Here is a 14,666-nt window from a genome sequence, read left to right as displayed (position 1 = left end):
ACGCATTCGCAGGAGCCGCAGCATGAGTGTCACCCTTGCCCAGATGAAGGCCGTGGAGGCGCTGTCGCGCACGGGGAAGTTTTCCGCCGCGGCCGAGGAACTGGGCATCAGCCAGCCGACCGTATCCTCGCAGGTGCAGGCCTTCGAGCAGCTCTGCAAGCGGCGTATCTTCCAGCGCAAGGGGCATACGGTGAAGGTCGCGGCCGGGGCGCAGGAGCTGATCGCGAAGATCCGCGTCACGCTGAAATGCCTCGCCGACGTCAACGAGGCACTCTATTCCGAAGCGCGCATGGAGCGCGGCACGCTCGGCGTCGGCTTTTCCGCCCATCGCCTGATCATGCCGGCACTGACCGCCTTCGTGCGGCGCTATCCGGCGATCCACATCAACACGCAAGGAGGCCCCTCGCTTTCCCTGCTCGGCGACGTGCTGAACGGCGATCTCGACCTTGCCGCCGTCTCCATGCCGCTCGCCGACGAGCGGCTGTTCTGCGAGGAGATCCTGCGCAGCCGCATCGTCATCTACGGCCCCAAGGGGCATCCGGCGCTGCAGGGCAGCGCGCTGACACTGCAGCAGCAGCTCGCCCCCGAAAAGCTCGTCCTGTGGAACCGGATGTCCGGCACGCGCTCGACGCTCGACCTCGCCGCGCGGCAGGCGGGCGTCACGCTCAACTGCGTGCTGGAAGTCGCCACGCTCGACGTCGCCTATGCATCGGCGGCCGCGGGCATCGGGCTCGGCTGCGCCATCGAGGGCGAGGTGCAGGCGGACAGCAATATCGACGTTGTGCCGCTGGCCGATCCGGAACTTTCCATCGGCCATTATCTCGTCTGCCTGCCGGAATGCCGCGAACATGCCGCCGTCGAAGCGTTTTTCGGCATTGCCCGCGCCCATTACGGGCTGGCCGGCGGCCCGGTTCCCGGCGACGGATCAATCGATCATAGACAAAATCTATGATTTAGCGCGTTTCATATGCCTGTCATATAACAGGGCTAGCTGTTCCCTCGAACTTAATCCCCACATTCGAGAGGGCTCCCGATGAAGAACCACCTTTTCGCCGCCACGCTTTCGCTGGCCGCGCTTGCCGCCGGCTCGGCTTTCGCCGAGACGAGGCTGACCGTCTACACCGCCTTCGAGGCCGAGCAGCTCGAGGCCTACAAGGCCGCCTTCGAGAAGGCGAACCCGGACATCAAGATCGACTGGATCCGCGATTCCACCGGCGTCGTCACCGCCAAGCTGCTCGCCGAGAAGGAAAACCCGCAGGCCGACGTGGTCTGGGGCCTTGCCGCCACCTCGCTGCTGCTGCTCAAGCAGGAAGGCATGCTGGAAGCCTATGCCCCGGCCGGTACCGACAAGCTGGACCCGCGCTTCCGGGACGAAGCCAATCCGCCGGCCTGGGTCGGCCTCGATGCCTGGTCTGCGGCGCTCTGCGTGAACACCGTCGAGCTTGAAAAGGCCGGCGCCGCCATGCCGAAGAGCTGGGCCGACCTCACCAGGCCGGAATACAAGGGCATGATCGCCATGCCGAACCCGGCCTCCTCCGGCACCGGCTTCCTCGATGTCGCCGCCTGGCTGCAGATGATGGGCGAGGAGAAGGGCTGGTCCTACATGGACGCGCTCGACGCCAACATCTCCAGCTACATGCATTCCGGCTCCAAGCCCTGCAAGGACGCCGCCCGCGGTGAAGTGACCATCGGCATCTCCTTCGACTTCCGCGGCGCGCAGGAAAAGACCCGCGGCGCACCGGTCGAGGTGGTGGTTCCGGAAGAAGGCATCGGCTGGGATGCGGAAGCCGCAGCCATCGTCGCCGACACGGACAAGCTGGACGCGGCCAAGAAGCTCCTCGACTTCTCGATCTCCGAGGACGCGATGAAGCTCTATAACCAGAACTACGCGATCCTTGCCGTTCCGGGCATCGCCCAGCCGGTGGAGAACTTCCCGGCCGACGTCGACAAGAAGATGATCAAGAACGACTTCCAGTGGTCGGCCTCCAACCGCGAGCGCATCCTGACCGAATGGGAAAAGCGTTACGGCAGCAAGAACGAGCCGAAGGGCTGATCGCAAGGCCCCTCCCCACAAGGGGAGGGGCTTACCTTGCCGCACCCTCCGCGGAAAATCCGCAGGAAGAGCAGGCAGCGGGTTTTCTCCCGTATTTCCATTTCCACAGGCAGAGGCAACTCATGCAGATCGACAACCTGAAGCACCAGCCGCATGTGCGGATCGACCACGTCACGAAATCCTTCGGCGATTTCTCCGCGCTGCGGGACGTCTCGCTCGATATCTGGCCGGGCGAGTTCATCTGCTTCCTCGGCCCGTCCGGCTGCGGCAAGACCACGCTTTTGCGCGCCATTGCCGGCCTCGACATCCAGAGCGAGGGGCAGATCTTCATGAACGGCCGCGACGTCTCGGCCCTGCCGCCCTCGCAGCGCGATTTCGGCATCGTCTTCCAGTCCTATGCGCTGTTCCCCAACCTCACGGTCAACCAGAACGTCGCCTATGGCCTCGTCGGGCGCGGCCTGAAGCGCGCCGAGATGGACAGGCGCGTCGCTTCGCTGCTCGACACCGTCGGCCTGCCCGACCAGGGCAGGAAACATCCGACGAAACTTTCCGGCGGCCAGCAGCAGCGCGTGGCGCTCGCCCGGGCGCTGGCGACCGAGCCGAAGCTCCTCCTCCTCGACGAGCCGCTTTCCGCGCTCGACGCCAAGGTGCGCAACCACCTGCGCCGCGAGATGAAGGATCTCCAGCGCAATCTCGGCGTCACCACCATCATGGTCACACACGACCAGCACGAGGCGCTGACCATGGCCGACCGTATCGTCGTCATGAGCGGCGGCCAGATCGAGCAGGTCGGCACGCCCGAGGAGATCTACCAGAACCCGGCCAGCGCCTTCGTCGCCGATTTCGTCGGCGAGATGAACTTCATCCCCGCCGAGATCGTCGCCGACAACCGCGTGCGCATCGGCCGCATCGAATTCGACGCCGACACGTCCGGCCAGCGCGAGCGTTCCGTCCTTGCGGCCGTGCGGCCGGAGGATGTCGTCGTCAGCACCGCCGACGGCCGGCCGAACAGTTTTCGCGCCCGCATCGAGGAGGGCGAGTTCCTCGGCTCCTTCTTCCGCGCCCGCTTCGGCGGCGGCGATCTCGGCGAGAACAGCCTGCGCGCCGACGTCGCCATGCACGACATCCGCAATCTGAAGCTCCGCCCCGGCGAGGAAATGCCCGTCGCGATCCCGCGCGAGCGCATCCGCGTCTATGCGCAGGCGGTCTAGCAGCTCCAGGAAAAGTGCGAAGCGGTTTTCCGTCCGGAACTGCGCCAGAACAGAGAGAAACCCATGCCGGATATCGCAGCCGCCCGCGGCATCGTCATTCCCCCCGCCTATCGCCGCACCCGCATCCGGCCGAAGCTCGCCGGCGACGAGCTGATCCAGCGGGGCCTCCTCGGCCTCGTCATGCTCTATCTCGTCGTCGCGCTGGTGCTGCCGCTGTCGCTGGTCGGCATGAAGGCCCTGCAGACCTTCCACTTCCCGCTGCAACAGGTGAGCGTCGAGTTCCGCAAGGACGGCGCCTGGACGCCGCAGGGCACGCTGGCCGACTGGGCGCTGAAATCCGGCTTCGTGCAGAACCCCGACCTTATGCCGAGCGAGCGCAGCCGCATCGAGCCCGCCGCCATCATTCCCAACGCGAGCGCCGCGACATCGAGGCCGTGCGCCTCAGCGACACCTCGCCCGCCGGCGGCCTCATCGTCATCGGCGGCAAGCCGACGCTCGGCAAGACCGTGGAGGTGGCGAAGGCCGATTTCGGCGCCGTGCAGATGAAGCCGGCCATGGCCTACGGGCTCGACAACTTCGCCTTCTACTTCCGCACGGCGAGCCTTCGCCAGTCGATCTTCAACTCGCTGATCGTCGCCATGCTCGTCGCCGGCATCGTCACGCCGCTCTCCTTCGCCTTCGCCTACGGGCTGATGCGCACCCATATGCGCGGCAAGGGCGTCTTCCGGCTCATCGCCTCCATTCCGGTGCTCGTGCCCTCACTGCTGCCGGCCATCGGCCTCGTCTATCTCTTCGGCAAGCAGGGCGTGCTGACGCCGATCCTCCTCGGCGTGCCGATCTACGGGCCGCTCGGCATCGTACTCGCCTCGGTCTTCTTCACCCTGCCGCATGCGCTCGTCATCATGACCGTGGCGCTCTCGGCCAGCGACCAGCGGCTCTACGAGGCGGCCGAGGTGCTGCGCGCCTCGCCCTTCCGCATCTTCCGCACCGTGACGCTGCCCGGCGCGCGCTACGGCCTGATCTCCGCCTTCTTCGTGGTCTTCACGCTCGTCGTCACCGATTTCGGCGTGCCGAAGGTGATCGGCGGCGATTTCCCGATGCTGGCGCTCGACATCTACAAGCAGGTGATCGGCCAGCAGAATTTCCAGATGGGCGCGGTCGTCTCGCTCGTCCTGCTGCTGCCCGCCATCGTCGCCTTCGTCGTCGACCGCATGGTCAGCCGCCGCCAGGTGGCGCAGATGACGGCGCGCGCCATGCCCTATACGCCGAAGGAGGACAAGCGCCGCGACCGCGTCTTCTTCGCCTTCTGCGCGGTTGTCTCGCTGTTCCTGCTCTCGATCATCGGCATGTGCCAGCTCGCCGCGCTCGCCAGGTTCTGGCCCTACGACCTGACGCCCGGCCTGCAGCACTACGACTTCAACCGCATGGACGGCGGCGGCTGGCGTTCCTATGCCAATTCGCTGCAGCTCGCCGTGCTGGTCGCGACCATCGGCGCGGGCATCGTCTTCCTCGGCGCCTATCTGGTCGAGAAGACGCGCAATTTCGAGACGCCGCGTCTCATCATGCAGATGCTCGCCATGATCCCCATGGCGGTGCCCGGCATGGTGCTCGGCCTTGCCTATATCTTCTTCTTCAACAACCCTTCCAATCCGCTGAACTTCATCTACGGCACGATGGCGATCCTCGTCGTCTGCACGATCAGCCATCTCTATACCGTGCCGCACCTGACGGCGGCGACGGCGCTGAAGCAGCTCGACGGCGAGTTCGAGGCGGTCTCCATGTCGCTGAAGCAGCCCTTCTGGCGCACGCTCGGCCGCGTCAGCATACCGGTCTGCTTCCCCGCCATGGCGGAGGTGTGGATCTACCTCTTCGTCAATGCCATGACGACGGTCTCGGCGGTGGTCTTCATCTATTCCTCCACCACCACCCTCTCCTCCATCGCCGTGCTCAACATGGACGATGCCGGCGACATCGCGCCGGCCGCCGCCATGGGCATGATGATCTTCTACACCAATGTCGTCGTCCGGGTGCTGCACGGCTGGGGCGCGGATGCCGTGGTGCGCCGCCTCCAGACCTGGCGCACGCGCTGAACCGGGAAACCACCATGCGCAGCAATCAGGGATTCGATCTCGTCGTCGTCGGCGCCGGCATCGTCGGGCTCGGCACGGCGCTCGCCGCGGCCCGCAAGGGCAAGAGGGTCGCCGTCGTCGAGCGCAACGCCAGGGCCGTCGGCGCCTCGATCCGCAATTTCGGCTTCGTCACCGTTTCCGGCCAGAAGGCTGGCGAGCATTGGGCAAGGGCCCGCCGCGCCCGCGATGTCTGGGCGGAGATCGCCGGACAGGCCGGCATCGAGGTGGTGCATCGCGGCCTCGTCATGCCGGCCTATCGCAGGGAAGCCGCGGACGTGCTCGACGCCTTCCTCAAACCCCGATGGGCGCCGATTGCCACAGCATCACACCGGGCAACGCGCTGGACTACGTGCCGGCGCTTCGCGAAAACGGCATGCGTAGCGCCCTCTACAGCCCGCACGAATTGCGGGTGGAATCGAAGGACGCCATCCCGAAGCTCGCCGCCTGGCTGGAAGAGAAGCACGGCGTTTCCTTCCACTGGAGCACCGCCGTCACCGGCATCGACGGCGAGCGCATCGAGACGAGCCGCGGCATGCTGAATGCCGGGGCGGTCGCCGTCTGCCCCGGCGACGATTTCTCGACGCTCTATCCCGGGCGCATCGCGCCCTACGGCCTGAAGGTCTGCACCTTGCAGATGCTGCGCATCGCCCCGGCGGCGCCCGTCCACTTCGGCGCCGCCGTCATGTCGGACCTCAGCTTCGGCCGCTACGAGGGCTTCGCCGACCTGCCGGAAGGCCGCGCGCTCGCCGCCCGGCTCGACGCCGACAGCGCCGAGATGCGCGCCGCCGGCATCCATGTCATCGCCGTGCAGTCCTCGGACGGCTCACTGGTCGTCGGCGACAGCCATGTCTACGGCAACGCCCCGCAGCCCTTCGCCGAGGAGCGCATCGACGACCTGATCCTCAAGGGCTTCGACGAGATCTTCGACATGCCGGGCCGGCGCGTCACGGCGCGCTGGGTCGGCACCTATGCCTCGGCCAGCGACCGGACCGTCCTCGTCGACAGGCCCGCCGACAACATCCGCCTCGTCATGGTCACGGGCGGCACCGGCGCCTCGACGGGCTTCGCGCTCGGCGAGGAGGTCATTTCCGATATCTATGCTTAGGAGAACATCATGAGCCATCTCAAGGCTGTCGTCTTCGATTGGGCCGGCACGGTCATCGATTTCGGGTCCTTCGCGCCGATGGGCGTTTTCGTCGAGGCCTTCCGCCGCTTCGGCATCGAGGTTTCCATCGCGGAGGCCCGCGAGCCGATGGGCCGGCCGAAATGGGACCATATCGAGGCGCTCGCCCAGCCGCGCATCCGCGCCGCCTGGACGGAAAAGCACGGCCGCGCGCCGGCGACCGAGGACATCCAGGCCGTCTACGACATCTTCGTGCCGCTCAACGAGGAGGTCGTCAGCGACTATTGCGACCTCGTGCCCGGCACGGTCGAGACCGTCGCGGCGCTACGCAGGCGCGGCCTGAAGATCGGCTCCACCACCGGCTATACGCGCTCGATCATGGCCCGCGTGCTGCCGCTCGCCGAAAAGCAGGGCTACGCCCCCGACAACCTCGTCTGCGCCGGCGACCTGCCGCATGGCCGCCCGACGCCGATGAACATGTACAGGTGCTTCCTCGACCTCGACGTCTGGCCGGCCTCTGCCGTCGTGAAGGTGGACGATACCGGCGTCGGCATCGACGAGGGCCGGGAAGCCGGCACCTGGACGGTGGGCCTCGCGCTCTCCGGCAACGAGGCCGGCGTCACCGCGGACGAACTCGCCGCCCTCTCCGACGGGGAACGCCAGGCGCTGCGCGAAAAGGCAAGCGCCGCCCTCGGCCGCCACCGTCCCCACTACATCATCGACACGGTCGCCGACCTGCCGCCGATCATCGAGGAGATCGAGGCGCGCATGGCAAGGGGCGAAAGGCCCTGACACCCGCGCGGCGGCCGGCAAATGGCCACCGGATGGCGCCCGCAGGGGCGGCACCATGCTCCGGCCACCTTCACCGGCTCATGAAAAAAGGCCCGCCACCGGGGCGGGCCAAGTCGCTCGGGGAGTAAAAACCGAGCGGGGGAAATGAAACTTCATGTGTGGGCGCCGGCACGCTTACCCCAAGCCGCAAGTGCGAGGCCGCCGAGAACAAGCGCCACACCCGCGGCGAACAGCAGGCCGAGCCTGTCGCCGAACAGAAACGCGCTGGCGCCAATGCCGAATACGGGTTGCAGATATTGCACGCTCGCAGCGATGCGGGCGGGAACAGCCTTCAGAAGATAGAGCCACAGGATCAGCCCGATCACGGTGACCACGACGCCGAGATAGACGATGGCTGCCAAAGCCTGTGCGGTGATGCCGACAGGCTGGCGGGACATTTCCCAGCCCGCGAGCGGCAGGACCGTCAGGAGCCCGACGAGCATGTTCCATGCCGCGACGGGCAGCAGGCCGTACTTCTCCGCCAGTTCGGCGCTCCAGATGTAATAGGCCGCGATGCCGGCGGACGAGATCAGCATCAGGGCCACCCCGGAGATCGTCGTTCTCGACATGTCGTCGACGCCCGGTCCACTGCCGACGGCGACGAGGGCGATCCCAAGGAAAGCGGCAAGGAGGCCGCTCCATTGCAGCGGCGTCACCGACTGCCTGAAGCGGATGGCGGCCAGAATGACGATGAACAGCGGGATGGTTGCCGAAAGGATGGTCGCAACGGAGGCCGACGTGCCCTGTACGCCGAAGGACTGCGCAACGTTGCCGAGCGTGATGCCCATGACGCCAAGGCCGATGATGGGAAGAACCGCCTTTGCGGGAACCCGCAGTTCCCGCCGGGCCAGGAACATCATCAGCGGCACGGCGACCATGAAGCGGAGCGCCGTCAGGGTCATGGGCGGAATGCTGCCGAGGCCAAGCTTGGTGATCGGGATCGACAGCCCCCACATCAGCGCCAGCAGGAACATGGCTCCGAAGCTCTTCATCGAGAGGGAACCTATCGAGGTGAGCGATTGCGGCGCGACGGTTACGTCAGGGGAATTCTGAGACACTTCCAGGGGGCCTTGCGGATTGGCACTCGCTTGCGACTGTGTCATGTGTAGGCCGGGATTTACCCGCCCGACAAACCATTTGTTCTCACAGGACGCGTGATGCCAGATCACGCATATGACCATGGCCGACCAGCTTCCCCCGCTTCAGACACTCCGGGCCTTCGAGGCGACGGGGCGGCGCCTGAGCATGACGCTCGCGGCGCAGGAGCTCCACCTGACCCACGGCGCCGTGAGCCGCCAGATCAAGGCGCTGGAGGATCATCTGGGCGTGCCGCTCTTTCGCCGCCTCACCCGCAGGATCGAGCTGACCGACGCGGGACAGGCTTTCTTCAGCACGGTGACGCGGCTCCTGTCGGAACTGGCGCGTGAGGCGGAGGAACTGCGCCGGAAGAACGACACGTCCCGGCTGGTCGTGAATTGCAGCGTCTCCTTTGCCAGCAAGTGGCTGACGCAGCGCCTTCACCGCCTGATGGCGACCTCTCCCGACCTCGATATCCATCTGGAAGTGACCGACGCACCGGTGGATTTCGCGGCAGGCCATGTCGACGTGGCGCTGCGCTATGGCGACGGCGAGTATGCCTTCGCGGCATCCGAGCGCATCATGAACGAAACGGTCTCGCCGGTCTGCTCCCCTGACTATCGCGACAGGATGGGCGGGTTCCATGCGATGGACGATCTGGCGAAATGTCAGCTCATCCACGAGATCGGCATGAACACGACATGGGAACGGTGGTTCGCGATGATGGCGCTGCCCTATCCGGGCAGGCGCGGCCCCGGATACAGCCACGGCAGCATGTCCATCGACGCTGCCGTGCGCGGGGCGGGTGTCGCGCTCGGCCGGAGCGTCCTCGTCGCGGAGGACCTTGCCGCCGGCCGCCTGATATCGCTCTTCCCGCAGGCGACGCTTGAAGTCGAATGGGGCTACGACCTGATCTACAGGATCGGCAATCAGGACCACCCGAAGGTCCGCATTTTCCGGGACTGGATCCTGCGGGAAGTGCGGGAGTTCACGCGAAGCACGCAGCCGTGACACGCCCGCTTTCAGTGGGGAGCCGCCATGCCGCTCCTAGGCGAACATCGCGCGACGCGCCCACGGGCGCGCTACCGCCAACGCGACAAGGGCGGAAGCTGCCATCGTCACTGCGGTCAGGACAAAGGGGCTCCACCAGCCGACGTGATCGAACAGCAGGCCGCCGGCAAATGCGCCCGACGTGATGGCGAACTGGATGAGTGCGACGAACCACGCTCCGCCTTCCTCAAGACGATCGGGAATCGTCCGGGTCATCCATGTCGTCCATGCCGCCGGAACAGGAGTCGTGAACAATCCCCAGAGAAGCAGCAGGCCCGCCGTCGCGAAGGCGAACGAACCGAGGCCGACGAGGGCGAGCGCGACAATCACCAGAAACGCGGGAAAGCCGATCAGGACGTGCCCCATATGGGAGCGCAGAATGCCGGGAATCAACCAGGTGCCGCCGAGACCCGCAAGACCGACCCCGAGAAGGACAAGCGAGAGCGCGTTGACGTCGAGGAGCGTGATGTCTTCGAGAAACGGCCGCAGATAGGTCGATAGTGCGAACTGCCCCATGAAGAACAGGATCATCGCGGTCATGCCGAGTGCGAAGGTGCGGTTCGCCATGAGGGCGAACGTCCGGCCGAGCGATCCATGCCGGGCGCCCGGCATCCGGGGAAGGACGGCAAGCTGCCAGAGGAAGGCGGCGGCGCCGATCGGCACCACGATGAAGAACGCGCCGCGCCAGCCGATCAGGCCGCCGAGGAAGCTGCCGAGCGGGGCCGCGATCACGGCCGCGAGCGCACTGCCGCCCTGAAGCATGGCAAGCGCCTTCGGCACGTCGGACGTGGAGGCGATGCGGGCGATGATCGCCGTCGACAGCGACCAGTAGCCGCCGATCGATATGCCGATGAGCGCACGGCCGATCATGAACACGAGGTAGTTCGGCGCGAGCGTCACGATCAGACCGGAAGCAACGAGCACGATGGTGTAGCCGAGGACGACCAGACGACGGTCGAAACGGCCGAGCACGACGTTGCTGAACAGAGCCGTGAAGACCGCGAAGAAGCCGGAAATCGATATCGCCTGCCCCGCCTGGCCGGCGGTGATCGCGAGTTCATCCGCGATCGGCGTGAGAAGGCTGACAGGCATGAACTCGGAGGCGACGAGCGTGAAGGAGGTCAGCATCATGCAGATGACGGCGCTCCACGGCGTCGTCCGGGTTTCGATTTTCATGTCGTATGCGGTGTCCATATCGATGTTTCGCTTCAAAAGGGGCTGTTCATGGAATCCGGCGAGGGCCGCGTGTTGCCGTTGGGGCATTCCCGTGCGCCGGGACGCCATGTCCGACGATGGCCGGCCCCTATCGGGGCGCAGCGCCTGCCTCGCTTCGTCGGGAGACAAGTAGCACCGTTCGATAATGCGGATTAGCTGCCGCAATTTGCATGGACTTATCGATTTCGGCTATTAATGGAGAAAGCCGATCAACCAGGGAATCCAGCATGGCCCGCGGAAATTTCAACGAACTGCTGCTTTTTCTCGCCGTCGCCGAGGAGCGGAGCTTCACCAGGGCGGCCGCCAAGCTCGGCGTTGCGCAATCCACCCTGAGCTATGCGGTCAAGGAACTGGAAGCCCGGATGGGGCTGCGGCTGCTGACGCGGACGACGCGCAGTGTGTCGACCACCGAGGCCGGGGAGCGTCTCAAGCAATCGCTCGGACCGCGCATCTCGGAGATCGAGGCCGACATCGAAGCCCTGATGGCCTACCGTGACAAGCCTGCGGGCACGGTCAAGATCACCCTGTCGAACCACGCAATGGAGAGTGGGTCTGGCCCAAGCTCGCGCCGATCCTCGGGGAATATCCCGACATCAAGCTGAGCTCAGCGTCGACAACTCGTTCCGCGATATCGTCCAGGACGGTTTCGACGCGGGCGTGCGCCTTGGCGAGAGCCTCGAGAAGGACATGATCGCCGTCCGGATCGGACCAGACTGGCGGCTGGTCGCCGTCGGCTCGCCGGGCTATTTCACGGCGCATCCCGTACCGGCCACGCCGCAGGAACTGATGCGCCACGATTGCATCAATCGGCGGCTGGACCGCGTGGGCGGCCTCTACGCATGGGAATTCGAGAAGAACGAGGAAGAGGTGCGGGTGCGGGTGGAGGGCCGGTTCACCTTCAACACCGACAACGAGATGGTGAATGCCGCGTTGCAGGGATACGGCATTGCCTTTGTGCCCGAGAGCTATGTCGAGGAGCATGTCAGGGAAGGACGCCTGACACTCGTCCTCGAGGACTGGACGCCGAAATTTCAAGGCTACTACCTCTATTATCCGAGCCGCCGGCAGAACCTGCCGGCGTTCTCGGTTATCGCGGATGCTCTTCGCGAGAGGGGGCCTGAGCCTCTTGAGCCTGCGATAAGAATAAGGCCGCAGACCCAGGCGATCCCGATCAGAGGTTTTCCCTGTAGAAGGGGATGAGTTTTGCGAGCGCCTGTCCGACCGGCTCGGGCTTGTCATAGAGGTCGTAATGCGACCAGCCCTCGATCACGACCAGTTCCTTCTTCTTCGAGGCGGCACGGCCGATGATCTCGCAGCCGTCGCGATAGGCGCCAAAGGCGCCGACCTGATCGCCGACAACGACGCAGAGCGGCTGGGTCAGGAGGACTTCGGCCAGGTGGAAGGCATCCCAGCCAACGGCCGCGGCCTGATGCGAGGGCATCGAGCGATTGAGGCCGTTCGGCTGCCGGCCGCGCGGCGTGCGATAGTATTCGGTCGCCTCCAGGGGATCCCGATCCGTGAGCCGAGGCGTCGGGCCTCTGCCGGCGACGGCGGCAACAGGTCGTCGACCTTGAACTCCGCGCCGCGGGCCTCGGCCGTGCGCTGCCTGGCCATCGCTTCCAGCGCACCGATCGGATCGTAGCCGGTGAAGCCTTCACGCATCAGCCGGCCGTAGTTTGCGCCCGTGACGGTCCCGACGGCCTTGATGCGCCGTTCGGTCATCGCGGCATTGATCGAATAGCCGCCGCCGCCGCAGATACCGAGCACGCCGATGCGGTTCTCATCGACATAGGGCAGCGTCACCAGATAGTCGGTGACGTGGCGAAAATCCTCGACGCGCAGGGTCGGGTCCTCGATGAAGCGCGGCTCTCCCCGCTCGCCCCCTGGAAGCTGGCATCGAAGGCGATGACGACGAAGCCTTCCTTGCCAGTGCAATGCCATAGACATTGCCCGAGGTCTGGTCCTTGCAGCTCCCGATCGGATGGGCGCTGATGATGGCCGGATAGGTCTTCGACCTGTCGAAGTCCGGCGGAAAATGGATATCGGCGGCGATGTCCCAGGACATGTCGCGGTTGCGGATTTTCACGGTTTCCATGATGCAGTCTCCTCTTTCGTCAATTCCGATTGACTGGTGGCCGGATCGCTTCGGGCGAGGTCACATGAAGGCGGGCTTGCCGCCATCCGTTCCGGGCTTGTTGATGCCGATATTGCGATTGCCGAGAGGGCCGGACGCCTCGGCAAGCTGGACGACCACGGCCGCGACGCTCCTGCGCGACACTTCCGTTCCCTTGAACGGTTCGTTGCGTTCAGTGAGTTCGAAATCCACCTCTTCCGCATCGGTCAGCCATGCCGGGCGCAGGATCGCATAATCCAGCCCGGAGGCCTCGATCAGGTCGGCGGCCTTGCGATAGGGCGGAAGATAATCGCCGATTTCGCGGTTGTTCCACTCGCCGAACTTGCCGGGCACCTCGTCGTAGATGCCCAGCGTCGTGCAGAAGACCAGCTTTTCCGTACCGGTCTCCTTCATGGCGGCAATGATCGCGGCTGCCTGCAGATCGATATCGCCTGCAAGATTCGCATAGACGATGTCCTGCCCGGTCACCGCCGCCTTCAGCATGGCGCCGTCGAGCACGTCGGCCGCGATCACGCGGGCATTGCCCGGAATGTCCCGGCCGAGCCTCTTCGCATCGCGCAGGAACAGGGTCATCGCGACGCCCTCCCGCCCCGCCAGCATGTTCACGACATGGCGGGCGATCTGGCCGCTCGCACCGAGGATCGATATCTTCGTCACGGTCATCTCCTTGCAGATTTCCCGGGAAGCGGCACCTGCCGCTTACCATCCGTCGACAAAGATAATCCCCTGGACGGCTTCGAAAAATCCGGGCATTCTTCAATGAGTTTGAAGCCTATCTTCACAATCAGGAACCCATGGACCGTAATCTACTTCCCGCGCTCGCGGCATTTGCGGAAGTGGCCCGCGCGGGAAGCTTTACTCGCGCGGCCGCCCAGATGCGCATTTCGCCTTCCGCGCTTTCGCAGACCATCCGCACGCTGGAAAAACGGCTCGATGTCCGTCTGCTGAACCGTTCGACCCGGTCGGTGTCCGTCACCGAGGATGGCCGCAGGCTTCTGGCCGAGATGAATCCGGGCCTCGCGATGATCACGGATGCGGTGGGCAACCTCGGCGCCTCGGCCAGGCGCCCGACGGGCGAACTGCGCATCAACACCTCGGGCTTTGCCGCCCGCTATTTCCTGGAGCCGCATCTCGGCGAATTCAGACGGCGTTATCCGCTCGTCCATCTGGAAATCATCATCGACGACGGCCTCGGCGACATCATCGGCGAGGGATGCGACGCGGGCATTCGCCTGCGCGAGAGCGTCAACGACAGCATGATCGCCATTCCGATCAGCCCGCCCATGGCGATGGCGGTGGTCGGTTCCCCCGCCTTCTTTGCGGGAAAGCCCCCGCCGCAGGTGCCGTCCGAGCTTGAGCGGTTCGACTGCGTGGGCTTTCGGCCCAGCAGAGGCGGCGGCCTCTATCGCTGGGATTTCACGGACCCGGCGACCGGACGACAGTTCGAGATCGCCCCGCGTGGAAGCCTCGTCACCAACAGCGATGAGATGATGATACGCGCGGCGCTGCAGGGCGCCGGGCTCGTCATGCATATGGAAATCGCCCTGCGCGAGCATATAGCCGGCGGGGCACTGCTGCGCGTGCTCGATGCCTGGTGTCCGCCTTTCGACGGCTTCGATCTCTATCTGCCGTCTCGCGAGCAGATGCCGGCGAAGCTCCGCGCGCTGGTCGATTTCCTCGTCGAGAAAAGGGACGCCCTTTCAGTGCCTTAGCCGCTCCTGCTCCCTCCAGCCATCCCAGGCGATCCGATACCGGCAGAGGTCGAGGCTGCCCCTTCCGGAGGCTGGCGGCACGTTTCGCGCGCCTCTCATGCATTCCACGTAAAGAGCTCTGTTCATTTTGT

The 14,666-nt window shown here is 65.4% G+C and carries 10 protein-coding genes and 4 pseudogenes; 10 read left to right on the top strand and 4 right to left on the bottom strand.

Features of this window, described 5'->3' with window-relative positions:
• Positions 1 to 22 precede the first annotated feature (22 nt).
• From ShzoTeo12_RS02040 to phnX, 7 genes and pseudogenes are all read left to right on the top strand, one after another.
• Complete coding sequence (locus ShzoTeo12_RS02040) at positions 23 to 952, top strand: LysR family transcriptional regulator (protein WP_318911090.1); 930 nt, start codon at positions 23 to 25, stop codon at positions 950 to 952.
• Between the two features lie 81 nt (positions 953 to 1,033).
• Positions 1,034 to 2,053 carry a putative 2-aminoethylphosphonate ABC transporter substrate-binding protein gene (locus ShzoTeo12_RS02035; protein WP_318911089.1) on the top strand — a complete coding sequence of 340 codons (1,020 nt, stop codon included), beginning with the start codon at positions 1,034 to 1,036 and terminating at the stop codon, positions 2,051 to 2,053.
• Between the two features lie 122 nt (positions 2,054 to 2,175).
• On the top strand, positions 2,176 to 3,264 hold the full coding sequence (locus ShzoTeo12_RS02030) for a putative 2-aminoethylphosphonate ABC transporter ATP-binding protein (RefSeq protein ID WP_318911088.1): 1,089 nt from the start codon (positions 2,176 to 2,178) through the stop codon (positions 3,262 to 3,264).
• A 63-nt stretch (positions 3,265 to 3,327) separates the two neighbouring features.
• A pseudogene (locus ShzoTeo12_RS02020) lies at positions 3,328 to 5,354 on the top strand (putative 2-aminoethylphosphonate ABC transporter permease subunit).
• Positions 5,355 to 5,368: 14 nt separating this feature from the next.
• Positions 5,369 to 5,629 (top strand): annotated as a pseudogene (locus tag ShzoTeo12_RS02015) (FAD-dependent oxidoreductase); the annotation flags it as partial.
• Between the two features lie 137 nt (positions 5,630 to 5,766).
• The gene (locus ShzoTeo12_RS02010) at positions 5,767 to 6,498 is read left to right on the top strand and encodes an FAD-dependent oxidoreductase (protein WP_318912478.1); all 732 of its coding nucleotides are present in this window, start codon (positions 5,767 to 5,769) and stop codon (positions 6,496 to 6,498) included.
• A 9-nt stretch (positions 6,499 to 6,507) separates the two neighbouring features.
• Positions 6,508 to 7,308, top strand: a complete 801-nt coding sequence (gene phnX, locus ShzoTeo12_RS02005) for a phosphonoacetaldehyde hydrolase (RefSeq protein ID WP_318911085.1) — start codon at positions 6,508 to 6,510, stop codon at positions 7,306 to 7,308.
• A gap of 152 nt (positions 7,309 to 7,460) precedes the next feature.
• Here phnX and ShzoTeo12_RS02000 read toward each other — a convergent pair whose 3' ends face one another.
• Positions 7,461 to 8,339, bottom strand: coding sequence for a DMT family transporter (locus ShzoTeo12_RS02000; RefSeq protein ID WP_318911084.1), 879 nt, complete (start codon positions 8,337 to 8,339; stop codon positions 7,461 to 7,463).
• 187 nt (positions 8,340 to 8,526) lie between these two features.
• On the opposite strand from ShzoTeo12_RS02000, the gene gcvA reads away from it, so the two are divergent.
• Positions 8,527 to 9,435 carry a transcriptional regulator GcvA gene (gcvA, locus tag ShzoTeo12_RS01995; RefSeq protein ID WP_119258221.1) on the top strand — a complete coding sequence of 303 codons (909 nt, stop codon included), beginning with the start codon at positions 8,527 to 8,529 and terminating at the stop codon, positions 9,433 to 9,435.
• A gap of 36 nt (positions 9,436 to 9,471) precedes the next feature.
• Here gcvA and ShzoTeo12_RS01990 read toward each other — a convergent pair whose 3' ends face one another.
• Positions 9,472 to 10,668, bottom strand: a complete 1,197-nt coding sequence (locus ShzoTeo12_RS01990) for an MFS transporter (RefSeq protein WP_318912348.1) — start codon at positions 10,666 to 10,668, stop codon at positions 9,472 to 9,474.
• Between the two features lie 248 nt (positions 10,669 to 10,916).
• On the opposite strand from ShzoTeo12_RS01990, the pseudogene ShzoTeo12_RS01985 reads away from it, so the two are divergent.
• Positions 10,917 to 11,889, top strand: a pseudogene (locus ShzoTeo12_RS01985) (LysR family transcriptional regulator).
• Here ShzoTeo12_RS01985 and ShzoTeo12_RS01980 read toward each other — a convergent pair.
• Both ShzoTeo12_RS01980 and ShzoTeo12_RS01975 read right to left on the bottom strand, forming a co-directional pair.
• A pseudogene (locus ShzoTeo12_RS01980) lies at positions 11,861 to 12,784 on the bottom strand (alpha/beta hydrolase). The pseudogenes ShzoTeo12_RS01985 and ShzoTeo12_RS01980 overlap by 29 nt on opposite strands.
• A gap of 60 nt (positions 12,785 to 12,844) precedes the next feature.
• Positions 12,845 to 13,486, bottom strand: a complete 642-nt coding sequence (locus tag ShzoTeo12_RS01975; RefSeq protein ID WP_318911083.1) for an NAD(P)H-binding protein — start codon at positions 13,484 to 13,486, stop codon at positions 12,845 to 12,847.
• A 131-nt stretch (positions 13,487 to 13,617) separates the two neighbouring features.
• Between ShzoTeo12_RS01975 and ShzoTeo12_RS01970 the strand changes: the two genes are divergently transcribed.
• On the top strand, positions 13,618 to 14,535 hold the full coding sequence (locus ShzoTeo12_RS01970; RefSeq protein WP_318911081.1) for a LysR family transcriptional regulator: 918 nt from the start codon (positions 13,618 to 13,620) through the stop codon (positions 14,533 to 14,535).
• Positions 14,536 to 14,666: the final 131 nt, after the last annotated feature.

The organism is Shinella zoogloeoides, from assembly GCF_033705735.1.
GTDB classification, from domain to species: domain Bacteria; phylum Pseudomonadota; class Alphaproteobacteria; order Rhizobiales; family Rhizobiaceae; genus Shinella; species Shinella zoogloeoides_A.
This window is presented reverse-complemented; position numbering and strand designations above follow the sequence as displayed.

Coding starts and splice junctions, on each gene's coding strand:
- ShzoTeo12_RS01975 (WP_318911083.1), bottom strand. CDS start 13,486: ATGACCGTGACGAAGATATCGATCCTCGGTGCGAGCGGCCAGATCGCC.
- gcvA (WP_119258221.1), top strand. CDS start 8,527: ATGGCCGACCAGCTTCCCCCGCTTCAGACACTCCGGGCCTTCGAGGCG.
- ShzoTeo12_RS02040 (WP_318911090.1), top strand. CDS start 23: ATGAGTGTCACCCTTGCCCAGATGAAGGCCGTGGAGGCGCTGTCGCGC.
- ShzoTeo12_RS02030 (WP_318911088.1), top strand. CDS start 2,176: ATGCAGATCGACAACCTGAAGCACCAGCCGCATGTGCGGATCGACCAC.
- ShzoTeo12_RS01990 (WP_318912348.1), bottom strand. CDS start 10,668: ATGGACACCGCATACGACATGAAAATCGAAACCCGGACGACGCCGTGG.
- phnX (WP_318911085.1), top strand. CDS start 6,508: ATGAGCCATCTCAAGGCTGTCGTCTTCGATTGGGCCGGCACGGTCATC.
- ShzoTeo12_RS02010 (WP_318912478.1), top strand. CDS start 5,767: ATGCGTAGCGCCCTCTACAGCCCGCACGAATTGCGGGTGGAATCGAAG.
- ShzoTeo12_RS02035 (WP_318911089.1), top strand. CDS start 1,034: ATGAAGAACCACCTTTTCGCCGCCACGCTTTCGCTGGCCGCGCTTGCC.
- ShzoTeo12_RS01970 (WP_318911081.1), top strand. CDS start 13,618: ATGGACCGTAATCTACTTCCCGCGCTCGCGGCATTTGCGGAAGTGGCC.
- ShzoTeo12_RS02000 (WP_318911084.1), bottom strand. CDS start 8,339: ATGAAGAGCTTCGGAGCCATGTTCCTGCTGGCGCTGATGTGGGGGCTG.